The organism is Bradyrhizobium ingae, assembly GCF_055791185.1.
Genome location: NZ_JBVUBB010000001.1, coordinates 104,747 through 128,845, shown reverse-complemented (window position 1 = coordinate 128,845; position 24,099 = coordinate 104,747). Strand labels below are relative to the sequence as shown.

The 24,099-nt window shown below is 63.0% G+C and carries 23 protein-coding genes and 1 tRNA gene; 6 read left to right on the top strand and 18 right to left on the bottom strand.

All coding sequences use genetic code 11. From position 1 onward, the window contains the following. The first annotated feature begins 42 nt into the window (after positions 1 to 42). The gene (locus tag ACV1FX_RS00665) at positions 43 to 735 is read left to right on the top strand and encodes an SDR family NAD(P)-dependent oxidoreductase (RefSeq protein ID WP_473115602.1); all 693 of its coding nucleotides are present in this window, start codon (positions 43 to 45) and stop codon (positions 733 to 735) included. A gap of 151 nt (positions 736 to 886) precedes the next feature. On the opposite strand, the gene ACV1FX_RS00660 is transcribed toward ACV1FX_RS00665, so the two are convergent. From ACV1FX_RS00660 to ACV1FX_RS00635, 6 genes are all read right to left on the bottom strand, one after another. Beyond that, positions 887 to 1,120, bottom strand: coding sequence for a hypothetical protein (locus ACV1FX_RS00660; protein WP_473115601.1), 234 nt, complete (start codon positions 1,118 to 1,120; stop codon positions 887 to 889). Further along, positions 1,117 to 1,338 (bottom strand): hypothetical protein, encoded by a 222-nt coding sequence (locus tag ACV1FX_RS00655; protein WP_473115600.1) that lies wholly within the window; start codon positions 1,336 to 1,338, stop codon positions 1,117 to 1,119. Before ACV1FX_RS00655 ends, ACV1FX_RS00660 begins: the two co-directional genes overlap by 4 nt. A 270-nt stretch (positions 1,339 to 1,608) precedes the next feature. After that, positions 1,609 to 2,355 carry a Crp/Fnr family transcriptional regulator gene (locus ACV1FX_RS00650; RefSeq protein ID WP_473115599.1) on the bottom strand — a complete coding sequence of 249 codons (747 nt, stop codon included), beginning with the start codon at positions 2,353 to 2,355 and terminating at the stop codon, positions 1,609 to 1,611. Next, entirely contained in the window at positions 2,355 to 5,522 is a 3,168-nt protein-coding gene (locus ACV1FX_RS00645) for a CheR family methyltransferase (RefSeq protein WP_473115598.1), read from the bottom strand. The genes ACV1FX_RS00650 and ACV1FX_RS00645 overlap by 1 nt, the downstream gene beginning before the upstream one ends. A 326-nt stretch (positions 5,523 to 5,848) precedes the next feature. Beyond that, positions 5,849 to 6,130, bottom strand: coding sequence for a hypothetical protein (locus ACV1FX_RS00640; RefSeq protein ID WP_473115597.1), 282 nt, complete (start codon positions 6,128 to 6,130; stop codon positions 5,849 to 5,851). Between the two features lie 9 nt (positions 6,131 to 6,139). Beyond that, positions 6,140 to 7,147, bottom strand: a complete 1,008-nt coding sequence (locus ACV1FX_RS00635) for a chemotaxis protein CheB (RefSeq protein ID WP_473115596.1) — start codon at positions 7,145 to 7,147, stop codon at positions 6,140 to 6,142. Here ACV1FX_RS00635 and ACV1FX_RS00630 point away from each other — a divergent pair. Together ACV1FX_RS00630 and ACV1FX_RS00625 are read left to right on the top strand one after the other, a co-directional pair. Further along, positions 7,146 to 7,640: a response regulator gene (locus ACV1FX_RS00630; RefSeq protein WP_473115595.1), complete on the top strand. Its 495-nt coding sequence runs from the start codon at positions 7,146 to 7,148 to the stop codon at positions 7,638 to 7,640. The genes ACV1FX_RS00635 and ACV1FX_RS00630 overlap by 2 nt on opposite strands. Positions 7,641 to 7,694: 54 nt before the next feature. Next, complete coding sequence (locus ACV1FX_RS00625; protein WP_473115594.1) at positions 7,695 to 7,910, top strand: hypothetical protein; 216 nt, start codon at positions 7,695 to 7,697, stop codon at positions 7,908 to 7,910. A gap of 329 nt (positions 7,911 to 8,239) precedes the next feature. Here the strand turns inward: ACV1FX_RS00625 and ACV1FX_RS00620 are convergent, their stop codons facing one another. Then, complete coding sequence (locus ACV1FX_RS00620) at positions 8,240 to 8,848, bottom strand: cysteine hydrolase family protein (RefSeq protein WP_473115593.1); 609 nt, start codon at positions 8,846 to 8,848, stop codon at positions 8,240 to 8,242. Between the two features lie 134 nt (positions 8,849 to 8,982). Beyond that, a complete protein-coding gene (locus ACV1FX_RS00615) occupies positions 8,983 to 11,304 on the bottom strand; it encodes an FdhF/YdeP family oxidoreductase (RefSeq protein WP_473115592.1) in 2,322 nt (773 codons plus the stop codon). A 119-nt stretch (positions 11,305 to 11,423) separates the two neighbouring features. Between ACV1FX_RS00615 and fdhD the strand changes: the two genes are divergently transcribed. Beyond that, positions 11,424 to 12,251, top strand: coding sequence for a formate dehydrogenase accessory sulfurtransferase FdhD (gene fdhD, locus ACV1FX_RS00610; RefSeq protein ID WP_473115591.1), 828 nt, complete (start codon positions 11,424 to 11,426; stop codon positions 12,249 to 12,251). A 33-nt stretch (positions 12,252 to 12,284) separates the two neighbouring features. Here the strand turns inward: fdhD and ACV1FX_RS00605 are convergent, their stop codons facing one another. The 3 genes from ACV1FX_RS00605 to ACV1FX_RS00595 all read right to left on the bottom strand — a co-directional run bounded on the left by ACV1FX_RS00605 (position 12,285) and on the right by ACV1FX_RS00595 (position 15,805). Further along, the gene (locus ACV1FX_RS00605) at positions 12,285 to 13,304 is read right to left on the bottom strand and encodes a dihydrodipicolinate synthase family protein (RefSeq protein ID WP_473115590.1); all 1,020 of its coding nucleotides are present in this window, start codon (positions 13,302 to 13,304) and stop codon (positions 12,285 to 12,287) included. 75 nt (positions 13,305 to 13,379) lie between these two features. Further along, positions 13,380 to 14,384 carry an ornithine cyclodeaminase family protein gene (locus ACV1FX_RS00600; protein WP_473115589.1) on the bottom strand — a complete coding sequence of 335 codons (1,005 nt, stop codon included), beginning with the start codon at positions 14,382 to 14,384 and terminating at the stop codon, positions 13,380 to 13,382. Then, complete coding sequence (locus ACV1FX_RS00595; RefSeq protein WP_473115588.1) at positions 14,381 to 15,805, bottom strand: spinster family MFS transporter; 1,425 nt, start codon at positions 15,803 to 15,805, stop codon at positions 14,381 to 14,383. The genes ACV1FX_RS00600 and ACV1FX_RS00595 overlap by 4 nt, the downstream gene beginning before the upstream one ends. Before the next feature lie 87 nt (positions 15,806 to 15,892). Between ACV1FX_RS00595 and ACV1FX_RS00590 the strand changes: the two genes are divergently transcribed. Continuing rightward, a complete protein-coding gene (locus ACV1FX_RS00590; RefSeq protein ID WP_473115587.1) occupies positions 15,893 to 16,597 on the top strand; it encodes a FadR/GntR family transcriptional regulator in 705 nt (234 codons plus the stop codon). Positions 16,598 to 16,758: 161 nt separating this feature from the next. Here ACV1FX_RS00590 and ACV1FX_RS00585 read toward each other — a convergent pair. The 7 genes from ACV1FX_RS00585 to ACV1FX_RS00555 all read right to left on the bottom strand — a co-directional run bounded on the left by ACV1FX_RS00585 (position 16,759) and on the right by ACV1FX_RS00555 (position 23,158). Further along, positions 16,759 to 16,832 (bottom strand) — tRNA-Gly (locus ACV1FX_RS00585). Between the two features lie 97 nt (positions 16,833 to 16,929). After that, entirely contained in the window at positions 16,930 to 17,961 is a 1,032-nt protein-coding gene (locus tag ACV1FX_RS00580; RefSeq protein WP_473115586.1) for a 4-hydroxythreonine-4-phosphate dehydrogenase PdxA, read from the bottom strand. Then, positions 17,958 to 19,493, bottom strand: a complete 1,536-nt coding sequence (locus tag ACV1FX_RS00575) for a tripartite tricarboxylate transporter permease (protein ID WP_473115585.1) — start codon at positions 19,491 to 19,493, stop codon at positions 17,958 to 17,960. The genes ACV1FX_RS00580 and ACV1FX_RS00575 overlap by 4 nt, the downstream gene beginning before the upstream one ends. Before the next feature lie 11 nt (positions 19,494 to 19,504). Then, positions 19,505 to 19,987 carry a tripartite tricarboxylate transporter TctB family protein gene (locus ACV1FX_RS00570; RefSeq protein ID WP_473115584.1) on the bottom strand — a complete coding sequence of 161 codons (483 nt, stop codon included), beginning with the start codon at positions 19,985 to 19,987 and terminating at the stop codon, positions 19,505 to 19,507. Between the two features lie 47 nt (positions 19,988 to 20,034). Further along, positions 20,035 to 21,027 carry a Bug family tripartite tricarboxylate transporter substrate binding protein gene (locus ACV1FX_RS00565; protein WP_473115583.1) on the bottom strand — a complete coding sequence of 331 codons (993 nt, stop codon included), beginning with the start codon at positions 21,025 to 21,027 and terminating at the stop codon, positions 20,035 to 20,037. A 64-nt stretch (positions 21,028 to 21,091) separates the two neighbouring features. Beyond that, positions 21,092 to 22,351 (bottom strand): CaiB/BaiF CoA transferase family protein, encoded by a 1,260-nt coding sequence (locus ACV1FX_RS00560; RefSeq protein WP_473115582.1) that lies wholly within the window; start codon positions 22,349 to 22,351, stop codon positions 21,092 to 21,094. 9 nt (positions 22,352 to 22,360) lie between these two features. Beyond that, entirely contained in the window at positions 22,361 to 23,158 is a 798-nt protein-coding gene (locus ACV1FX_RS00555) for an enoyl-CoA hydratase/isomerase family protein (protein ID WP_473115581.1), read from the bottom strand. 119 nt (positions 23,159 to 23,277) lie between these two features. Between ACV1FX_RS00555 and ACV1FX_RS00550 the strand changes: the two genes are divergently transcribed. Continuing rightward, complete coding sequence (locus ACV1FX_RS00550; protein ID WP_473115580.1) at positions 23,278 to 23,952, top strand: GntR family transcriptional regulator; 675 nt, start codon at positions 23,278 to 23,280, stop codon at positions 23,950 to 23,952. The last annotated feature ends 147 nt before the right edge of the window (positions 23,953 to 24,099 follow it).

Here is a 24,099-nt window from a genome sequence, read left to right as displayed (position 1 = left end):
TCGCTCAGACCCGTTTGGCCGACCATTGGGAGAGAAACGCACATGCTGGAGGTCAACAATCGGATCGTCATGGTCTCTGGCGCCTCGCGAGGCATCGGACGCGCCGTGGTCGATCGACTCCTGGCATCGGGTTTCCGTGTCTCGGCGGGCGTTCGCAATCCCGACGCCCTCCCGGAGAGCCAACGGCTCATGACACACCGCTACGACGCCGACGATGCCGAGAGCCCCCAAGCATGGGTCAAGGCGACGATCGCGCGATGGGGCGGCGTGGACGCGATCGTCAACGCGGCCGGCATCAATCCGAGGGTCCGCGTCTCCGACGAAGGCGAAGACGAATTGGAAGACATGTGGCGGATCAACGTCAAGGGCCCGCTGCGTGTCATCAGGGCCGCCCTGCCCCATCTTTCAGCTTGTGGCCATGGGCGAGTGGTCAACCTCGGGTCGCTCGCCGGCAAGCGCGTGGGGAGCAATGTCGGCTACGCCATGACCAAATTCGCGGTAGTTGCACTCACGCACGGCATCCGCCGCGAGGGTCGCGCTGCAGGAATCAGGGCGACCGTCATATGCCCCGGCTATGTCGCCACCGACATGACGCTGAACGATGACGAAATTCCCCGTCACGAGATGAGTCAGCCCGGCGACATCGCGCGACTGGTCGAGACCGTACTGATGCTGCCGAACAACGCTTCGGTCTCCGAACTGCTGGTGCATTGCCAGTTCGAACCGATGTTGTAGCGATCGGGTTGCGCAGCCTGCCCAGCGCGAAGGCGGGCCTCCGCAAAAAAACCTCGAAAACCACCCCATGCAAAGCAGCCGGCAAGCCCGAACACAGGCTGCTGCGGCTTTTACGAAATCGATTGACGCATCGGGCAAATCACCGATGCCATCATCGCAGACTGACGCATCCCGCCTGGCCGTGAAGCTGCGTCGCGGGATCAGGTCCTTGGGAGACGGCTTCGAATTTCGCGATGCGCTGGTCCAGGCGCCACAACTCGATGCGATAGAGACTCACCAGTGCCCGGGCCTTTCGCTTGGCATCCTCCTCGTCGTCACAGACGAGGTTGATGCACCCGAAGACGTGGCCGGCGGGATCGATCTGGAACGCCCGATAATGTTTCATGATCTGCCCCCTCCTTGCCAGCGCTTGTGAAGGGCCGGCGCGGTCAACCAATCGGTCAGATTGGAAGCCACTTCGTCCTGCTTCGCGCGGCGCAGCAACATCTCCCGCTCCTTGCCGGCCGGAAGACGGCGGGCATGCTGGCGGGCCTGTTCGGCTGACATCTGCAAACGCTCCTGGAGCGAATGCGTCTGTTTGGTTCGATTACGCTTGATGCCCATTTTCTACATTCTAGGATGATCTGGATGGTAGAGGACCGGCCCCGGCCGGAGGCTCAAAGCGCCGGGGCCGGTCACCTGCCGCACCGGGGACGGCCCGGGCGGATAGTGTTCGCAGCTTCGGGTTGGAACCCGGTTCCGGCATTTCCATAAGTTAAGCGGAGGCGATTGTTACGAGCAGCGCCGACCAGCCACTGCATCGCAGCACGATAGATCGCGCAGGCGCCTCACGTACGGCGACAGGCGCCCGAACATGACGGCGGGGGTCTGAAGCTACTTGCCGCGGTAGAGTTGCAGATAGCTCGGCGAGTACAACGCGGCGTCCTTGAGTGCATCGAAATCGATGATGGTCAGGGTGCGCTCGCGCAGCACGATCAGGCCGTTAGCGCGCAATTCCTGCACGGTGCGATTGAGATGGACCACCGACAGGCCGGTGGCATCGGCAAGGTCCATCTGCGTCACCGGCATGATGCAGGAATTGCCGTCGATCATTCCGACCGGGCGCAGCCGCTCGAAAATCTCGCAGAACAGATGCGCTACGCGTTCAAGCGCGCTGCGGCGGCCGAGATTTACCGCCCATTCGCGCTGGATGGCGCCGTTCACGAGCGTCTCGCACCAGAACGCTTCAGCGAGCGATCGATCGCTCGCGACAAGGCTCTCGAAGCGAGCACGCTTGATTTCGGTATAGACAACCGGCGTCAGCGTCGCGATTGAGTGATCCATCACCTCCAGCAGAAACGCATGTGCGTCGCAGGTCTCACCGGGAAAGATGAAATTCACAATCTGGCGCCGCCCGTCCTCAAGCGTCTTGTAACGGCAGAGCCATCCCGACAGCACGACGCGGACGCTTCCGACGGAATCACCCTCGATGATCAGATCCTCGCCCGATCCGGCGCGCTGCATCCCTTCGAGCATGGCATGCTCAAGCGAAGCGGAGGCCTCGGTCGACAAAGGCCGCAGGGCATTCAACCTGCGGATGACCGGATCGGTCACGCTTCGATCGAGGGTCGACACCGGCATCAACTACCGCCCCCTGGCGTATGGAACGTGCGCTTGCTCAAGGGAATGGTGATCGTGCATTGCAGTCCCGAACCGCTTAACGCCATCGTCGTCTGCCCCTTGAACTCGAACGTCAGCGTGCGCTCCAGAAGTTCCGTGCCAAACCCCTTTCGCGGCCGCGGCGTAACGGGGGGCCCGCCCCGCTCGCGCCATTCGAAGACCAGCTCCGCCGGATCGGTAGTCTCATCGAAGCGCCAGGAGATTTCGATCCGCCCCGTAGGCTGGCTCAAGGCGCCATATTTCAGGGCGTTGGTCGCGAGCTCATGAATGGCGAGCGCAAAAGTCTCCGCGGCCTTCGGCTGGAAGCGGACCTTGGGGCCGGAGATCCGAACCTGCTCGCCCTCGCGGGCATTGTAGGCCAGAAGCTCCTCGACGACGAGATATTCGAGATCGACACCGCCCTCGGGATCACGCGTCACAAGCGCCTGTGTACGCGCGAACGTGTTCAGCCGACCGTCGAGATGGGAGGCATATTCGTCAACGTTCGAGCTCGATTCGGCCGTACGCCGTGAGATCGAGCGCACGACACTAAGCGTGTTGCGGACCCGATGCTGAAGCTCGGCCAGCAGCAGGCGCTGCCGCTCCTCGGCACGGGTGATCGCGGTGACATCGATGAAGGTGATCACGACGCCGGCAATGAAATTGTCGATGCTGCGATAAGGCAGGATGCGCACGATGTAGCGGGTGCCGCTATCCGGCGCGGTCAACTCGCGCTCGGCGCTGGCCAGCGTCCGCAGCACGCGGCGGACGTCGTCATAGAGCTCCTCGATGGGGATACGCGCCTTGATGTGGGCGATCGGACGGCCGACGTCGGTTTCCACCAGGTGCAGGACCTGTGTGATCGCAGGCGTGAAGTTCATCACCCGCAAATCGTTGTCGAGGAACACGGTCGCGATCCGCGTGCTCTCGAGGAAATTCTTCAGATCGCTGGTAGCGCGTGTCAACTCCTGCACGCGGTGCGCCAGCTCGCCGTTGACCGTCGTCAGTTCCTCATTGACCGACTGCAACTCCTCGCGCGAGGTCTCGAGCTCTTCATTGGCCGACTGCAATTCCTCATTGAGCGACTGGTATTCCTCGTTGGAGGATTTCAGCTCCTCGTTTGTGCTTTCCAGCTCCTCGATGGTCGCCTGCAGACGCTCCCGTGTCGCACGCAGCTCGCTTTCCAGCCGCTCGACGTGCTCCGTGCGCACCAGCACGTTGGCATTGCCCTGCTCCGCCTCGATCGCGCGAACAGGGCCGTCCTTGAACAGCACCACGAAATTGCGATGGCCGCCGGCGCCTTCCTGGATGGGCTCGACCGTGATGTCGACCAGGACGCGGTGGCCGTTCACCCCGAGCTGCACTTGCTCGGCATGGGCGGGCTCGTTGATTTCCGACGCACGGCCGAGCGCGGTGCGCAGTTCGAGCCTGAGATCGCGGTGGACGAGCTGAAGCAGGTCGAGCGTGGCGGCGCCCGCGGTCGGCTCGATGTAACGGCCCGTGCGTCCGGAAAAATGCAGGATCTGGAAATTGTCGTCGGTGATGACATAGGCGGGCGCATATCGCTCCGCGATGCGCTGCGCGCGGCGCTCCAGGCCCACATCCGGGCCGAACGAGCGCACCGGCGGCACCTCGACCGGTACTCTGCCCGCCGCAGTCGTGATCGGAAATTCCGGCGGCAGCCTCGTGCCGGTCTCGAGCTTCTTGAAGATGCGGGCGCGGCGATCGACTGGCGCGAAGAGCTTGGGGTGCCGCGTCACGTTCTCGGAATTGCCGAGAAAGAGGTAGCGGTCCGGCAGCAACGCAAAATGGAACAGCGGGATCACGCGGTTCTGCAATTCGGCGTTGAGATAGATGAGGAGGTTGCGGCAGGAGACGAGATCGAGCTTGGAGAACGGCGCGTCCTTGATGACATTGTGCTGCGAGAAGATGCACATCTCGCGCAATTCCTTCACCACACAATAGGTATCGCCCTCGCGCACGAACCAGCGCGCGAGGCGTTCGCTGGTCATGTCCGCCTCGATACTGGTGCGATAGCGGCCGACCCGCGCGGCGGCCAGCGCACGCCCGTCGATGTCGGTCGCAAAAATTTGGACCTGCGGCGCCGAATCCATCCGCGCCATGTACTCACGCAGGAGGATGCCGATCGAGTAGGCCTCCTCGCCGGTGGCGCAGCCGAGCACCCAGATGCGAACCTGCTGGCCGGCACCCTTGCTTTCGAAGACCTTCGGAATGATCTGGGTCTCCAGCACCTCGAACTCACGCTTGTCGCGAAAGAACTCGGTGACGCCGATCAGGAGGTCGTTGAAGAGATTCTGGGCCTCGTCCTTGTCGTTTCGCAGGAAATCGACGTAGCCCGGAATCTCGTCGATCTGGACCACCTGCATGCGCCGCTGCACGCGACGCAGGAAGGTGTTCTGCTTGTAGCCGTGGAAATCGTTACCGGTCTTGTTGCGCAGGATATCGGCGATGCGCGACAGCGAGGTCGCAGCCGCCGCCAGCACCTCGTCAAAGCCCTGCTTCTCTTCGAGGCGCCGCAGATGACGGGCGTAGACCTGGATGTGCTCGGGGATGTCCTCCGGCGGCAGTACGTAGTCGGCGATGGAAGCGGGCGTATTGCCCTCAAGCAGATGCTCGGACTCGGGGCTCGCCGTTCTTTCGGCGATAGCCAGACCGCCGTGATCCTTGAGCGTTGCGGTGCCTAACGTTCCGTCGCCGCCGGTGCCGGCGAGGATCACGCCGATGGATTGCTCGGCACGCTCTTCGGCGAGCGACACCAGGAAGCTGTCGATCGTCGCCCGCTCGCCTGGCGCCTGCTCGGCCTTGCGGATCGCGAAGCGATCGCCCTGGATGGTGGTGATCATCGCCGGCGGGCACAGATAGATATTGCCCCCCTCGATCGGCCCGGCGTCACCGATGTTGGTGACCGTGGCGCCGTTGGCGCCACGGACGGCCTCGCGCAGCCGGCCCTCGTCGAAGGCCTCGTGATGCTGAAGCGCCAGCACGATGGCTTGATCGGCCGCGACGGTCAGCTTGGCAAAGAAGCGCTCGATGCTGTCCAGTGCGCCGGGCGAAGCGCCCACGCCGATGATCAGCGGGGCCTTGACTTGACGCTCTCCCTCGACCGACGGGTCGCCGACTTCATTCATGACTCTGGTAGCTCTCGTTGGCTGGCCGGAAGCAACGGGCATCCGGCCCCCTGCAATTAGCAGAAACTCATGTTACCCTAATAGTTCAAAGGCAAAAATGGTCTCGCCGCCCTTCCCCCCGGGCGTGTTTTGCCGTGCCGCAACGGCCATTCTCGAGCCGTGACGCCGGAACCCGTGATGCAAATTTCCGAAGAACTCGCGGCCTTGATCAGGCGCGCCGAGGGCGCCACGGCGCCCGCCCGCCGAGAACGACCGCTGGCGTCAAAGCGTGGTGCGACAGCTCGACCATATGTTCGAGATCGGCGCTGAGTTCAGGAGAGCGCCCGTTAGCTGGACGCCGGCGGGTCCGGATCGACTTGATTCCGAAGATAGAGGACGCGCTGCTCGATCAGGGTACGATGGCGCTCCCACTCGGTCAGGGTTTCCTTGAGGAGGTCAATGAGGCGCTCGGCCTGACGGATGTCGTACCCGTCACCCCTGAGATCACGCACCTTGTCTTCCTGATCGCGCAGTCGCTGCCGCCCTTCCTCGATGTCGCGATCGGCCTTGACGAGAAGAAGCTGCTCGGAGTTGAGCTGCTCCGTACACTCGGCGAGGGTCAGGGTCATGGGATGCCTCTAAGCCTCCCGCTTGCGCACCGGAGGATCGAGCGACTGTAGCACGACGCGGCGGATCATGTCGGCATATTCGCGATATTCGGCGGCCCGCGCGCCGTACAACTCGGCGACTGCAGACCGGCCGCTCCGCTGGCCGTCGGAAGCCATCCGCTGCACCAGTTCGGCCCGCTCCTCGATAATGCGCAGCGCAATCCGCAAGGCTTCATCGACGCGCCCTTCCTGCTCCTTTGCAAGGGCATCGGCGGTGTAGGCATGACCGACCTGGCAGCGGAATCGCATCGGGCGCGATCCTTTGATCTCGGACAGGACGCCGCCGCAGCCCGGGCAGGTCAGCGCCACCGGATCGGCAAGTGAAACGAGGTTATCGCTGCCAATCCGGTCACCGGCTGCAATCTCGACTTCGAGGCGGATATCTGGCGGAATCGGCAACTTCGCCGCCGGAGGTTCCCTGACGAGATCGGACAGCACATCGCCTATGGTCGCGCCGGGCACGCAGAGATCGATAGTGGTCGCCTCGAGAGCACGCCTTGGCATTTCGTCGGCAATGGCGTCGGACGGATCCTGCACCACGGTCATCCCGCCGCAACGCTTGATGGCGTTGAGACCGGCCGCGCCATCGGACAACAGACCGCTCAGGAGGACGCCGATCACGCGAGGGCCATGGTGCAGCGCCGCGGAGCGGAATAAGGCATCGATCGCCGGCCGCGCCATGTTCTCGCGCGGACCGCGCCCGAGCAACACGCGATCCTCGAATAGCAGCAGATGGTGATCGGGCGCCGCCAGATAGACGCACCCGGGTTCGATCTTCATGCCGTTTTCGGCCTGCCGGACCGGCAGCTTGGCGGCACTTCTGGTAACCGTGGAGAGGATGCCAACGCCTTGCGCCGGTATGTGCAATACGATGAATATGGCGGCCGGCAGATCCGCCGGCAGGCGACCCAAAATCTGCTTCAGCGGTGCGGTCGCCCCGGCCGAGCCTCCGATGACGATAATGTCGTGGTTGCTCATGGAACCCGCCTTCGATTGCATCGTTTTGGACCAAGGCGGCCCTTCATCTTATGTTCCTAATCGTTCGAAGAAGATCGCTGGAGGGATCATGTCCGCATCGCCCATGCTGTCTCGTCGGCCCGCGCCGTTGGCGGGCCGCCGCATTCTCGTGGTCGAGGATGAGTATTTTCTCGCCGATGACATCGGCAAGACGCTTCACGCCTTCGGTGCCGATGTTGCGGGACCGGTGGGTCACATCGAGGATGCAGTCAAGATTTTGCACGATGGCAGCGTTCTGGATGCCGCCGTGCTGGATGTGAACATCCGCGCCGAGATGATCTTCCCCATCGCCCGTGAGCTCAGGTCACGCCAAGTGCCGTTCGTGTTCACCACGGGATATGACAGGACTTCCATCAGTTCCGAATTCCGGGACGTCCTGCTCCTCGAGAAGCCGCTCGATCTCGCGGCGATGGCCCGGAAGCTGACGGCGCTCATCGACAATCCAGCGATCTGACGCGCAATCCCCGCGCCGCTCATCAGGATGACGAGACATTCGATGAGACATTTAATGATCTACACACCTGACCACGCGCTGGATGCAAAGCTGCTGGCGAACTCTCGCGAACTGGTTCGCGAGGCGCTCAGGCTGCTGCGCAATAGCGATCACCTCGTCGGTGCCGTGCGCCTGCGTGACGAGTTCGAACGTCACGAACCTCCCCGGGACGAGGGTCAACCGTCCCGACGTAAGGCCCGGCCGTCGCGTTCACAGCAAGTTGACAGCTAGAACAGATGAGCAAAGGCCAACCAGGCGGTCACCGCGAAACAAAGCGCAGCCGCGAAATAAGGTAGCGCGACGCGCAAGGTTACCTCCCCGTCCGGTCAGCTCAGCATCATCCACACGATCGCCCCGGCCATCACGAGGAATCCCGTAATGGCGGTTGCGACAAAGGCCTGTTCGACGCGATCCATCGCCATCGCAGCCCCCTTTCCAGCCCGATCAGTGTGATGGGCCGGGACGTATCGCGCATTAGGATATGTGAATCGGCGGCACCAGCTTTTTTTGGCACCCCGGTTGAGACCGCGCTGCAGAAACGATGCGGCGCTACGATTTAGCTATTCTCGCCAGAATTTGGGCAGTTCCTCGGCCGTCACCAGGTCCACCTGGCCATGGAAGCGATTGCGGTACATCGTCATGAGCGCATCGTGGCCGACATCCGAGGAACTGCACAGGGCATCCTCTACGATGACGACCCTGAAACCGAGATCAACCGCGCTCAAGACCGTCGACAAGACGCAAACGTCGGTCTCCGCACCGGTGATGATCACCGTACCGACACCTTTTTCGACGAGCAGGGCCGCGAGGGTCGGATTGCTGAATGCCGAATAGGCCGGCTTGTCGATCACGCGTGCTGGAGGGACGTACCGAGCAAGGGCCGGCACGAGGTCGAGGCCGGATGGCGGGATACGCGCCCGCGTTGCCTCCCTCCAGCGGCGAAAATAGTTCTGCCATTGTCCGGGGCGATCCTCGGGGTCCTCAGGCGTGATGAAGCGCGAAAACACGGTTCGCGTCGTGTAGCGCGACGCGATTCCGCCAATCGTCGGCAAGACCCTTTCCATCCAGGGCGTTGCCCAAAGCCCGCCGGGAGCGAAAATGTTCTGCATGTCGATGCAGAGGTGAACCGCATCCCGGATCTCCGCAATCTCCGACCTGTCGTCCCTCATCACCATCCCCGTCGTTTCAGGCGATTGCAATGAACCGACGACGACGATGGTTCCGCCGCGTGGCGGCTCGCCCGCGTTCCCAGCGGACCTTTCCCGATTTCGATTGGCTCATGACCGATGTTCCGCCGTCTCTGCTACTTGGCCGAGAGCGGCATCTCGCCGCCTTCGATCAGCTCAGGGACGACATCCCGGAACAGGCGCACCGGAACGGACTTTGCCGCCGGCACCTTGCTGCCTTCGGCGAAGTGCCACAATGGAATGAGCCCGTTGCACTCCGGATAGTAGCCGGCAATGCTCCTGCGCGGAATGTCGTAAGGCACGACCTGAAGCTCGCTCAAGCTTCGTTCCACGCCATCGCCTGCTTCGGTCACCAGGGTGACGGTGTCTCCGGACTTGAGGCCATCCATCTCCATGTCAGCCGGATTCATCAAAACGACGTAACGGCTGCCGTGAATGCCGCGAAAGCGATCGTCTTCCGTGTAGATGGTCGTGTTGAACTGACCATCGGCACGCATCGTCATCAGCTCATAGACGCCGTCGCTCTCCCGCGGCGGTGCGAAGGCCGCCTTGGGAACGGTGAAATTGGCCTTTCCGTTGGGCGTCTTCCATTGGCGATCACGCGCCGCCAGCGGTCGCGGAAATCCGCCGGGCTCGAACATACGTTTATTGAAATCCTTGAACTGGTCGGGATAGGTGCGCTCGATGGCGTCCCGCACGCGTGAATAATCAGCGGTCCAGGCATCCCAATCGACATTCGGATTGGGCTTGAGGGCCGCCTTTGCAAGGCCGGCAATGATCGCCGGCTCCGACAAGGCATGCTCTGTCACGGGCTTGCGCTGGCCGCGCGAGCCGTGAATGCAGGCCGTGGAGTCCTCCATCGACACGGCCTGTGCGCCGCTCGCCTGATGGTCGATCTCGATGCGGCCGAGACATGGCAGGAGATAGGTGACCTCGCCCGGAACGATGTGTGTGCGATTAAGCTTGGTTGCGATCTGCACCGACAGGCGCAGACCCGACCAGGCCGGCTCCATCAGCGAACGCTCGGGAATTGCACGCACAAAGTTTCCACCGAGGCTGACGAAGCCGCGAACATCTCCCTTCAAAATGCCCTCGCACGCATCGACGGTCGACAGGCCGTCCCATCGCGGCGGCTCGAAGCCGTAGAGTTCGGCAAGCCTGTCGAGCGGCACGAGTTTTGTCTTTTCGGAGATGCCAACCGTACGCTGGCCCTGAACGTTGGAGTGGCCCCGGATCGGCGAGATCCCGGCGCCCGGCTTGCCTATGTTGCCGCGCAGCAGCAGCAGGTTCACAATCATCTTGGCCGTTTCGACCCCGTGCTTGTGCTGGGTGACGCCCATGCCGTAATTGGCGATCACGGCCTTCGCCGCCATGTAGGTGTTCGCAGCCTCGAGCAGCGCCGATCGCGAAAGCCCCGATGCCCTCTCGATTTCGCTCCAGCCCTGCGCGCGGCAGAACGCGGCGAACTCTTCAAAGCCCGCAGTGTGCCGTTGAATGAACTCGACATCGACAAGAAGCGGATTTCCGTTCTCCCGCGCAAGGTCATCCGACTCGATCACCCTTTTGCAGATCCCGACGATCGCAGCGGCATCGCCGCCGACCCTAACCTGATGATATTGCGAGCTGATGCGCGTGCCGCCAGCGATCATCTGAAGCGGGTTTTGCGGATTGACGAACCGCTCCAGTCCCCGCTCGCGGAGCGGATTGAACGTCACGATCGGCACGCCCCGCTGAGCCGCTTCCTGCAGCGGATGCAGCATGCGCGGCGCGTTCGTAGTCGTGTTGTGGCCGAAGAAGAAGATGCAATCGGTGCTCTCGAAATCCTTGAGCAGAACTGTGCCCACCGGAGAGCCGATCACCTGCGGCAACGCCACCGACGTCGTCTCGTGGCACATGTTCGAGCTGTCCGGAAAGTTGTTGGTGCCGTACATCCGGCCGAACAACTGGTACATGTAACTCGCTTCGAGCGAGGCCCGGCCCGACGTGTACATGATGACCGAGCGCGGATCGAGCTTGTTCAGCTCAGCGCCAATCTCGCGGAACGCCTCGTCCCACGCGACCGGCAGATATCTGTCGCTGGCCGGATCGTAACGCATCGGTGTCGTGAGGCGGCCCTGCTCTTCCAATTGATGATCGGACCATGTTCGCAGCTCGGTCAGCGTATGCCCCGCGAAGAACTCCGGCGTGACCGTCTTGCCCGTCACCTCCCAGGCAGTGGCCTTGGCGCCGTTCTCGCAGAACTCGAAGGGACGCGGTTTGGCGGGCTTGGCCCAGGAGCAGCTCACGCACATGAAGCCGCCAGGCTTGTTCTGCTTCAGCAGGATTTCGCTGCCGAGCATCGCGACCTCTTCCTGAGTCAGGATGTGAACGACGGCATTGAGCGATCCCCAGCCACCGGCTGGAGAGTCATAATCTTCGATTTTTGCTTTTTGCCTCATGGCGGGCCCTTCGACTGCAAGCCCCTTACTGAAAACCTGAGAGACGATCGCTGGTTCCTTTATGCTTAGGAACCTCGCAGCCGCTCGCGCGTCGATAGATCGACCCAAGGACGAACATCATGCACGGCTTCCGGTTCGACGGACACAGTCGCATATCCACGCCGACAGCTTCAGTGAGAATGCCCCGACTGACATCGAGCCGCAGGGATGACCAGCGGATCGTGGCGGAGGAGTCTCCGGTTGCGCTGGTCTATGACGGAACGAGCATCGCCGTTCTGATGGCGACGCCCGCCGATTTGACCGACCTTGCGGTCGGCTTCAGCCTGACCGAGGGGATCATCGAGGATGTCGGCGAGATAGAAGAGCTTACGATCGCCGGAGGTCCCGACGGCATCGAACTGCGAATGTGGCTGCGCCCCGGCGCCGGACGCCTGCTGAAAGAACGACGACGCCGACTGGTCGGGCCCACGGGGTGCGGCCTGTGCGGCATCGAAAGCTTGCGCGAAGCCAGTCGAGCCATCCGCTCCGTTGAGCAGCGGATGCGCCTCACGCCCGAACAGATCGGCATGTCCATCAAGACCCTGGCCGCGTCGCAGATGCTCAACCACAAGACACGCGCAACACACGCCGCCGGATTTTTCGATCCTGGCAGCCGACGCATGATGGTGCGCGAGGACGTCGGCCGCCACAACGCGCTTGACAAGCTTGCTGGGGCCCTCGCCGCCGAAGGGATATCCGGCAGCACCGGCGCGATCGCACTGACCAGCCGGATATCGGTGGAGATGGTGCAAAAGGCCGCCGCGATCGGCGCCAGCATCGTCATCGCGATGTCGGCACCGACCGCGCTTGCGATACGTACGGCTGAGTCCAGCGGAATCACGCTCGTCGGCATCGCGCGCGGGCACGATTTCGAGATTTTCAGCCACCCGGCAGGAATCGACTTCTGAAGGATCGATCCACGCCGGGCCGCCGGCCTTCGTTCACGCCGGATATCGGCCGATGAAAAATTCGCGGAACGGATCCATGCTGGGATCCAGCCCGGCATCGATCAGTCCCTTGCGAAGAGCGAACATCTGCGGGTCGTGAATACGCTGCGTCGGCTGACGAAGCGGCCCACCATTGTAGCCTTGCAGCCAGCCCTGGAATTTCCAGGCCTGGCGGTTGAGAAAGGCACCACCGTGCAGCACCGGCGCCAGGCCGCCCTTGATCTTGCGGGCGGGATGAAGCTGCCAGTAGATCTGCGTCGCCTGGTCGTATTCGCCCTTGCGGAGATGATTGAACACCTTCGGGATCATCGGCCCGTAATATTCGTGGTCGCTGGTCGCCGATAGCTGGATCTTCATGATCTGGCCGAGCGGTATCAGTTCGCCTTCGATCGGCATCGAGATCACGACGTCCTTGCCGAACAGGCGGTCGCATTCAATGACGCTCTGGATTGAGGGGAAGCCTCCTTCAGCCTTGATTGCCGCGACATTCGGGCAATCATCGATCAAACGCCGGATCAGGCGCGTTGGGATATCCGAGGGATGAATGCGGCTGGAAAAGCCCCAGAGAAACATCGGAAACAGCATGACCGCGAGATTGGTCGCGTCGCAGACCGCCTTGGTGTAGTCGTAGATGTCCTGCTCGCTCTCCGGATAGAAGTTCGGCGGATAGGACAGCAGTACGAATTCGGCCCCCGCCTCCTCTGCCCCACGTATGGCCTCGATGTTCTGCTCGAGATTGTTCCAGCTTGCGTGATGGGTAACGACGAGGCGGCCGGCCGCTTCGTCGGAGATGATGCGCAGAAAATCGAGATATTCCGACAGGGTGATCGACACCTCCGACACGCCCAGGGTGCCAATGAACCCGTGGGTGATAGCGAGCCGGGTGTCGTGCCGAATGGCTTTTTCGTTGATGCGCTTGAGATCCCCCGTAAAGGACGGGATCGTGCAGTTGACGACGCCGACGAGCTTCTCGCGCGCCCATTCGCGCGCTTCGCTGCGCTTATACCTTGCCATGATGTTCTCCCTGATAAGTCTCGCGACATCGTTCGGGTGCGTGACCCGGCTCTATCCGCCGCAGCCGCTTCCGCTTCATTTGAGGACCGGTGCGATGGTCACTGGAAGCACGGTGCCCAGCGACATCTCGCGCGCCCGCGCCACGCACATGCCCGCGATCACCAGATCCTGTAATGCGGCACCGACAGACTTGTAGAGCCGTAGCCCGCCCGCCTCGATGTCGCAGGGTTGCCTCAGGAGTTGCGACAGCGATCGCAGGCGGGGCTCGAATCCGATACCGGCTCGACGCGCCGCCAGCATGTCGCCGGTATCATGCGCGACTTCATCGACCATGTCGGCGATGATGATCTTGGCTCGCGCGATCACCGACGTGTCGACCTCGCGCTGCTCCGGCAGCGTCGAGCCGATCGAGATCACCGTGGTGCCCTCGCTCATCCAGTCGCCGTATAGGGTCGGCGTCTCGTCGCGCGAGCGCGCTGCGCAAATCACGACATCTGCCCCGGCGGCGGCCGCAGGTCCGCTCTCGGCGGAGATGATGGGGATGCCAAGGTCGGCAGCGTCGGTCGCAAAGCGCGCTCGGCTTGCCGGATTTGGGCTGAACACACGGACGCGCGCTATGTTGCGGATCGATGCAAGCGCCCGCAAATGCATTTTCGCCTCGAACCCGGAGCCGATGACTGCGACGTCGAGCACTCCCGCTCGCGCGAGGACGTCCGCAGCAAGCGCGGAAGTCGCGGCGGTCCGGAATCCGGTAATCGAGGCCGCGTCCACGAGCGCCACCAGCTCGACCGTCTCCTGATCGAACAATGGAATGAGGTACGATGCGCGACGGTTGCGGATCGAAGCGGCGATCAGCTTGGCACCCATCAGTCCGCCATCGGGGCTGATACCCGAGAGCGTTCGTAGCCAAAACCCCTCGCCTCGCGCCATGCCGCGCGGCGGAAACATCGCCGGATTTGCCGCCACAGAATAGGCACGCCGTATTGAATTGATGGCGCAGCGCCAGTCAAAGACGGCGCGTACATCCGCATCGGTGAGAAAGAGCGACATCGCTTTGGGGGAGACGGTGGTTTCACTCATGGTTTGGCCTGCTCCACCGAGGGCGTCGTGACGACGGGCTCGCCGGCCAGGCGACCTCGCGCTTCGGCATAGGCGCGGCGGCCAAGCAACGAGGCGGTCAGGCCCAAGGCGATTACCGGAAACAGCACAGTCAGCATCGACGCACCCAAGGCCTTCGGGTCATGAAAGACCCGATCGGTGACGAGCGCGATAAGCGTCGGCGCGACGCCCATACCGAGCAGGCCGGAGAAAATGAAGTGCACTGCCGTCGCCTGACCGCGCAGCCGGTTCGGGGTAATGTCCTGGATCATCGGCGGTACGCTGGCGAGACCAACGCCGCTGCCGAAGACGAGCACCCCAACGGCGCAGAGGGCCACCAGTTCGTTCCGTGCCGTAGCGATTACCGGCAAGGTCAGGATCGAGATCAACCACCAGACCAGCGGCACCAGAAATCGCCCGGCCGGAAGACCGCGACGAACCAGCCGGTCAGAGACGATGCCGCTGGTCAAGCTGCCGAGCGCGCCGGCGATCGCCGTGACAGGGCCGAGATGCAACCCGACCTGCGCAGGTGAAATTCCAAGCTGACGAATGAAGAAAGTCGGTCCCCACACCGCAAAGGTCAGGCCGACGAACGAGGTCATGGTCGAGACCGTGTAGAGCGAGAGATAGGCGACACGATGCGCGGACAGATGAGTGTAGAGTTGAGCGAATGCCGTGCGCCGGCTTTGTACGCCGCCCACCTGCTTGCGCGGCACTTCGCGAACCGTCGAAAGCCATAACGCAACGACGAGCCCCGGCGCCCCGACGATGAAAAACACCGCCTTCCAGCTCGCAACCTCGCCGAGGAGCGGCAACTTCGCGGCACTCGCCTGGCCGACGAGCGAAATCACGACGCCACCGATCAACAACGATGCACCGGTGCCGACGTAATTGGCGATGTTGTAGACGCCCATCGCACGGCCACGAGCCAGAGGGCGGAAATAGTCGGCGATCAGCGAATAGGCGGCCGGAGCAAGACATGCTTCGCCGATACCTACGCCGGCCCGCGCCGCGAACAGCCCGGTAAAGCTGTCCGCAAGGCCGCAGGCGATCGTCATGGCGCTCCACAGCGCCACGCCGGCGACGAGAATGGTTCGTCGATTGCTCCGGTCGACGAGCGCACCGAACGGCAGACCGAAGACAACGTAGAAAATTGCAAACGCGAATCCTTGCAACAGACTGATCTGGGTGTCGCTCAACAGGAGGTCGCGCTTGATCGGCTCTACCAGCAGCGAAATCAGATAGCGGTCGAGATAGGATGTGACCGCTGCCACGAGCAGAACCCCGACCACGTACCATGCGTAGCCTGCGCTCGGATAACCCTCCCGGTCCAACCCGCGCACCGCTCGTTCCGACGGGTCGTTTGGCACCGAGACCGGCTCCGCGACCTCCGCAATGCGCATTGCTTTGCCCCTCCCCGCCGATTTGTTCGTTTGAGATTAATTAATTCGACAATTAATGCATGTCAATATTTCCATTGATGCGCTCCTATGCTTTCAATCCCATCGGAAATCGGCCATACCGCCCCCATGAACGGAATGCAGCCAGAAGAGCAGCGCTTGCGCGCCTACGTTGACGACGCCTTGCGCGAACGTCGCGAACGGTTGTTGCCGGAGCCTCAGCTATCGGAGCTTCTCCAGATTCCGCGCGGCCGGCTGCGCACCCATCTGAAGCGGCTCGAAGAAGACGGTCTGATCTGGCGCCATGTCGGGAAAGGCACCTTCGTGGGCCCACGCACGGCGCAGCTCCCCGACTCGGCCGCCATGGCTTCGGTCAGCCCGAGCGATGTGATGGAAGGCCGGTTGATGATCGAGCCGCTGCTTGCGGGAAAAGCCGCCGTGCACGCAAGGCAAGCGGATATCGAAACCATGCAGCGCTGCCTCGACGGGATGAACGGCGCGAAATCGTATGTGTCCTGGAAAAGCGGAGACGATCGGCTGCACCGGACCATCGCGGAAGCGGCACAAAACCCTCTGCTGCTGATGCTGCACGATGCCGTCCACGGCTATGCCCGGAAATTGATCTCCGAGCGCATGGAGCAGGCGCTCGGGCAAAACCCCGCTCCGGTCCAAAATTCAAATAACGAACACGAGGCGATCGTCGCCGCGATCAGAAGTCACGATCCAGAAGGCGCGGAGGACGCAATGCGCAAGCATTTGACCTCGATCCGCACAGTCCTGTTCGGAGATCGCTGAGCGCCTCGTCCGCTGGCGTCGGCTAGCCCTGTGCTTGTTGATTGCAGATGCTCATCTCGCGACCCATGCGCGGCAACCCCGCGCAAAGCGAAACGTCATCAGGACGAAATTGTGCGGCCGCTGCAATGAACAGCCGTTGCGCGCTAAGCTATTGAAATGATTGGAGCGGGTGAAGGGAATCGAACCCTCGTATTCAGCTTGGAAGGCTGCTGCTCTACCATTGAGCTACACCCGCGTCGGGGATCACCTAACACGGCGCGCCGGGCGCCTCAACAGTCCACCGCGCCTTTTGGGCGTTGCGAACAGGCCCTGTTCCGTCGCACGCCGCCATGTCAGGACGCTGCGGCCCGCACCTCCTCCGCCCCGCCGCGACGGCCGGCCATCTCGACGGCGAGCAGGAGCGCGGCACGGCTGGCGCCGGCGGACGCGATTCCCTTGCCCGCGATGTCGTAGGCGGTGCCATGCGCGGGCGTGCAGATCGGAAACGGAAAGCCGCCGAGCAAAGTCACGCCGCGATCGAAGCCCATGAGCTTCATCGCGATTTGTCCCTGGTCGTGATACATCGTCAGCACCGCATCGAAGGCACCGTTCTTTGCACGCAGAAACACCGTGTCGGCCGGGAACGGCCCCTCGGCAGCGATGCCGTCGCGCTGGCCGGCTGCCACCGCGGGCGCGATGATGTCGATTTCCTCGCGACCGAAATTGCCGCCGTCGCCGGCATGCGGGTTGAGCCCGGCCACCGCAATTCGCGGCCGCGCAAAGCCGGCGTTGCGCATGCAGCCGTCGGTCAGCTTCAGCGCGCGATGAATGCGCTCAACGGACAATCGCGCCGCGACGTCCTTCAGCGGAATGTGCGAGGTGACCCGCGCGTTCCAGAGCTCGCCCAGCACGTTGAACTCGCTCGCCGCGGTCTCGAGCCCAGCGACTTCCGCCGAGAACGCGATCTCGTCGTCATAGTCGGCGCGTGCAAGCCGCATTGCCTGCTTGTTGAACGGGGTGAAGCAGACTGCATCGACGCGGCCATCGCGGGCAAGCTCGAGCGCGTGGTGGTAATTGGTCAGCGCGAACCTGCCGCCGGCAAGACTCGCAACGCCGCGTTTGACCTCCGCGGGATCGAAATGGCCGAGATCGACAAACAGCGCGTCGCCCTCCGCCGCGCGACAATCAGCGCCCTTCTCTACCGTCTTCAGCTCTGGAGAAACGCCGGCGACGCGCGCGCCTTCGTCGAAGATGCGGCGGTCGCCGATCACGACGAGCCGGGCATGGGCGCGGATGTCGTCGAGCGCCACGAGCCTCGCCGTCAGCTCGGGGCTGATGCCGGCGGGATCTCCCATCGCCAATGCGACAAGCGGCTTTGCGTTCATATGATCACCTTTTCCTGGCTTGTCGTATCGGCGATGGATGCGGGCTTGCGCCAGAGACGTGCGAGCTGCAACACCAGCGGAAGCAGCAACAGCGCGATGCCGGCCACAACCAGGCACGTCACCAGCCGGTTGGCAAAGAAAATTCCGAGCGAGCCCTTGGACATCAGCATCGACTGCCGGAATGCGTCCTCCGCCTTGTCGCCGATGACGATCGCGAGCACCAGCGGGGCCAGCGGATAGAACAGCTTCTTGAAGAGATAGCCGACGACGCCGAAGCCGAGCATCATGACCACGTCGAGATAGGAGTTCGACACCGAATAGGCGCCGACGACGCAGATGATCACGATCAGCGGCGCGATCACGACGAAGGGGATGCGCATCAGGGCGGCGAACACCGGGACGGTGAGCAGGACGAGCGCGACGGCGACGATGTTGCCGACATACATCGAGGCGATCAGGCCCCAGACGAAATCCTTCTGGTCGACAAACAGCATCGGGCCAGGATTGAGCCCCCAGATCATCAGGCCGCCCATCATGACGGCCGCAGTCGCAGAGCCGGGAATTCCGAGCGAGAGCATCGGCAATAGAGCACTTGTGCCCGCGGCATGATCGGCTGTCTCCGGTGAGATGATACCCTCGACTTCGCCGGTGCCGAAATGCCGGCCGCGGCGCGAAAAACGCCGGGCGATGCCGTAACTCATGAAAGACGCCGCGGTCGGACCGCCCGGCGTGATCCCCATCCAGCATCCGATCGCAGCACTGCGCAGCAAGGCAACGCCATGACGCGGCAGGCGCACTACCGCGCGAAACACCTCGCCCCAGTCGATCTTCGAGGAGACCGCGCGGGCGTGAACCTCCTCTTCGACGGCGATCAGGAGCTCGCCGATGCCGAACAGGCCCATGACCGCGACGACGAAGCTCACCCCCTTGACGAGTTCGTCGACGCCCATGGTGAGGCGCACGCTACCCGAAACGGTGTCGATGCCGATCGCGGCGATTGCAAAGCCGATCGCGAGCGCCACGACCGTCTTGATCGGCGCCGCGCCACCCATGCCGACAAAGCTCGCAAAGGCGAGGAAATAGACCGCAAAATATTCCGGCGGCCCGAAGGCGAGCGCGACCTGCGCAACCCATGAGGCCAGAAAGGTGATCAGGATGACGCCGACCAGCGCGCCGAACGCGGCCGAGCCGAAGGCGGTCGCGAGTGCCGTCGTCGGCCGGCCGTCGCGTGCCATCGGGTAGCCGTCGAACGTGGTCGCCACGGACGATGGCTCGCCGGGAATGTTGAAAAGGATCGAAGTGACGGAGCCGCCGAATAGGGCGCCCCAGTACATGCTGGAGAGGAGAATGATCGCCGAGACCGGCTGCATGCCGAACGTCAGCGGCAAGAGCAGTGACACGCCATTCGGCGCGCCCAGCCCCGGCAGCACGCCGACGAGGATTCCGAGCAACACGCCGATCACCATCAGCACCAGGTGCGGCACCGTGACCGCGATGGTGAAGCCGTGCAGGAGTTCCCCGAGATTATCCATCGGCCTCTCCGTCAGAACCCGAACGCAGCGGCGAGCGCGCCATGCGGCAGCGTGACCTGGAACATGCGCTCGAACACCACGTAGAGCGCGAGCGCTGTCGCCGTCGCCATGGCGAGCGCACGCGGCACGGATTGATGTCTGGGGATCGCCAGCACCGCGAAGATATAGATGGCCGAGGCGAGATACATGCCGAGCAGCGGAATCGCAGCAACGAAGATCGCGGCCGGCACGAACAGGCTTGCGAGCCGGCGCAGCTCGGTCGGTGTGATCGCCACGGGGATGCTCGCGAGCGTCACGGCCGGCAATGCGCCACGCACCAGATTGTAGAGGCTGCCCAGAACGATGATAACACCGGTCAGGAACGGAAACGTGCCGGCGTCGACACCCGCGCTCGACCATCCAATGCCGTTGTCGAGGCTGGAGACGACGACCGCCATACCAAAGCTGCCGGTGAGCATGGCGGTCGAGAGTTCAAGAGCGCGGCGCGATATCATCGAGGACTCCGGTCCGATACGTGACATCAGGATTGCAGCTTAACCTTTTACTTGATGAGCCAGCCCTGCTCGCTCGCCACCTGCTTGAGGTGCTCGAGATCCTCTTTGATGAATCTGTCGAAGTCGCCGCCGGTCAGGAACGTGTCGACCTGGGAGGTCTTCTCGATGTAGTCCTTCCATTCCGGCGTCGCCTGCACCTTCTTCATGAGATCGACATAGAACGCAGTCTGGTCCGGTGTGACCTTGCCGGGCAGCCATACCGTACGCGGCTGTTCGTATTGCTTGATATCGAGGCCCTGCTCGACGCAGGTCGGAACGTCGCTCCAGCCTTCGGTCGCGGTGATCTTCGGGCCCTGGGGCAGCCGCTTCGGGCTGAAGGCGCAGAGCGGGCGCTGCGTTCCGCCGCGCCATTGTCCCAGGCTTTCGCTGGGGTTGTTGACGTGGGAATCGATGTGGCCGCCGGCCAGTTGCACGGCGGCCTCGGCGCCACTCTTGAAGGGGATGTAAGTCAGCTTGACGTGACCGGCCTTCTCGATCATGCGGGTCAGCACTTCGTCGGTGTCCTTTGACTGCGCGCCGCCCATCTTGAATTCGCTCGATGCCGCTGCCTTCAGATATTCGCCCGCGGTCTTGTAGGGCGCGTCCTGCTTGACCCAGAGCAGAAACTCGTCCTGCGCCATCGCCGCAATCGGGGTGAGGTCGGTGTAGTTGAAGGCGACCTTGGAGACGAGCGGCTGCTGCCAGGCATTCGACGTGCCGAAAATGACCTTGTAGGGATCGCCTGCGGAGGCCTTGCCATAGACATAGCCTTCGGCGCCGCTGCCACCGCCCTTGTTGACGACGACGATCGGTTGCTCCGTCAGCTTGTACTTGGTGACGATGTTCTGCACCGCGCGCGCAAGATTGTCCGTGCCGCCACCCGGCCCGGCCGTGGCGACGAACTCGATCGGCTTCTGCGGTTGCCAGGCCGCAAACGCCGGCATCGTGCCGGCGAGGACGATGGCTGCCGCGGAGAGAAGAAGTTTTGACGTGCTGCGCATGATTTTCCTCCGGCTGATTTTCTTGTTTTTGTTTGTTGGTCTTGTCCGTCGTATCGACGCTTGGTCAGGCGACTCGTTCCTCGCGCGGTGTGGACGCTGATACGATTGCGCCCTGTTTTTCGAGCGCTTCGATCTGCTCTTCATCGAAGCCGTATTCCGCCAGCACCTCGCGCGTGTGCTCGCCATAGACGGGCGCGCCGGAACGGACCTTGCCGGGCGTCTCCGAGAACTTGACGGGTAGCCCGATGGTTTTCACCGGACCGAGCGTCGAATGCTCGACCTCGACGACCATCTCGCGCGCCAGCGTCTGCGGATCGCTCAGGGCTTCCAGCATGTCGTGCACGGGTCCGCACGGCACGCCCTTCTCATCCAGCGCCGCGAGCCAATGCGCCCGCGTCCCGGTGCGGAAGCGTTTGCCCAAAACCTCCTCAAGCTCCTTCAGATGCGCCATGCGGTCGGCACCGGTGATGAAGCGCGGATCGGCGGCGAGCTCGCTCGCGCCAAGCGCCTCCAGCATCAGCAGCCAATGCTTCTTGTTGGCGCCGCCGACCACCAGCCAGCCGTCGGATGCTTCAAAGGCCTGATACGGCGCGTTGAGCGGATGAGCCGAGCCCATCGCGCGTGGCGCCGTGCCCGCGGCCAGCGCAATCGTCGATTGCCAATAGGTCTGCACCAGGGCTGCTTCATAGAGCGAGGTCTCGACCCACTGCCCCTCGCCGGTCTTCAGGCGGTGCGTGTAGGCAGCAAGGATGCCCATGCTCGCGAGCAGGCCAGCGGTGATATCGGACAGCGGCGGGCCGCATTTCACCGGGGGACCATCGGGGCGCTCGCCGGTAAAACTCATGATGCCGCTCATCGCCTGCGCGACGAGATCGAAGCCGCGACGGTGCTTGTAGGGACCTGTGCGGCCAAAGCCCGAGAGCGAGCAATAAATCAGCGCCGGAAACTCTCGGTGCAGGTCATCGTAGCCGAAGCCGAGGCGCTCCATGGCGCCCGGCGCAAAATTCTCGACCAGCACGTCGGCGCTCGCGATCAGCCGTCGCAACACCTCCTTGCCGCCCGCTGTCTTCAAGTCCAGCACGATGCCGCGCTTGTTGCGGTTCATCATCAGGAAGGAGGCGGCCTCGTCACCGATCTTCGGCGGCACCGAATGGCGGGTGTCGTCGCCGTTCGGCCATTTCTCGATCTTGATGACGTCCGCCCCCATGTCGGCGAGCATCAGCGTGCAGGTCGGCCCGGCCATGACATGGGTGAGATCGATCACCTTGAGGCCGGCCAGCGGTCCGGTGGGGCGAGCGGTGGAGTGCGATTGATCCTTTTTCATCGGCCCGTCCTATCGGCCGCGCCATTGCGGGGCACGCTTGCTAAGGAAAGCATCGAGCCCTTCGCGAAAATCCTGGCTCGTGTAGCACATCAGGATGAGGTCTTCGCCCTCGTCCCGCGTCAGCCGCTTTTGCAGGCGGGCCACCGCCTGCTTCGTCGCGTTCAGCGTCAGCGGCGCGTGGCTGGCGAGCAGGCGGGCGACCTCGTCGGCACGCTTGTCGAGTGCCGCGCCATCCTCGACGATCTCGCCGAGCAGACCGACGCCTGCGGCTTCGGCGGCGTCGACGAGGCGCGCAGTGAAGATCAGATCCTTGACGCGCGCGGCCCCAATAAGCGCGGTGAGACGGCTGACATTGGACATCGACAGGCAATTGCCGAGCGTTCGCGCGATGGGAAATCCGATACGCGCGCTCTTCGTGCCGATGCGCAGATCGCAGGCGGCCGCTATGCCCGCCCCTCCGCCGGTGCAGAAGCCGTTGATCGCCGCGATCGTCGGCACCCGGCATTGCTCGAGCGTGGTGAGTACGCGATCGATCCGGTTCTCGTAATCGAGCGCGTCCTGCGACGTCCCGAATTCGCGAAACTGGTTGATGTCCGTGCCCGAGGCGAAGGCCTTGTCGCCCGCACCGCGCAGCACCAACACCTTGATGGAATGATCGCTGTTCGCCTCTTCGCAAATCGCGGCTAGCCGCTCATACATCGCAAAAGTGAACGCGTTGCGGGCCCGCGGGCGGTTGAAAGTGATCCGCCCGATGCCCTCCTCACGCTCGAAAACGAGGTCTTCCGCCTCTGCGACTTGGAGGTCCATTTCCTCACGTCCCTTTTGTTTTTTGCATTTTTGAATGCAAAATTTGGAATTTTCAAGCTGGAACTTAAGTATTTTTGATCTATAAGCTCACTTTTGCATGCAAAATAGAGGCTTGTCCCATGCTTCATGAGGACGTCGTCAGCCGCATCCGCGTTATCCTGATCGAGGGCGAAATCCCGCCGGGCGCGCGGATTCCCGAGCGCGAACTGTGCGAGCGGCTCCAGATCTCGCGCACGCCGCTGCGCGAGGCACTGAAGGTGCTCGCCGCGGAAGGCCTCGTGCAGTTGCTGCCCCATCGCGGCTCGCGTGCGGCAAAGCTGACCGACAAAGATATGCGCGACCTCTTCGAGGTCTGCCAGGGCCTCGAGGCGCTCGCCGGCGAACTTGCCTGCGAGCGCATCACCGAGGACGAGATCGACGAGATTGCCGCCGCGCAAACGGCGATGGAGCAGCATTATCGCGATGGCGATCTCATCCAGTACTACCGCTGCAATCGTGCCATCCACGAAGCGATCGTCACCGCCGCCGGCAATCCCGTGCTCGCGAGTCTCTATAACTCCGTGACGGCGCGCATTCGCCGGGCTCGCTACGTTACGCCGATGACGCCGCGGCGCTGGGCGCTCGCCGTCAGGGAACACGAAGCGATCCTCAATGCGCTCCAGCGGCGCGACGGTACCGGCCTTTCCCACATCCTGCGGGCCCACCTGCGCCATAAGCGCGAGGAGGTGTTGCAGGCCGGATTTGCCGAGACGGACGGCCCGGCCCTTGCCGCCGCCGATGAAGACGACGACTAAGCGCACGACGAGATCATCACAGACGAATATTTATTCCAGACCGGCGGCAACAATTCCGCCCCTTAACTTCAGCGCGATCTCGACCTATATTGAGTGTCCCGAAACCAACGAAAGGAGGTGATCCAGTGTCTTATCTCAAGCGCTGTC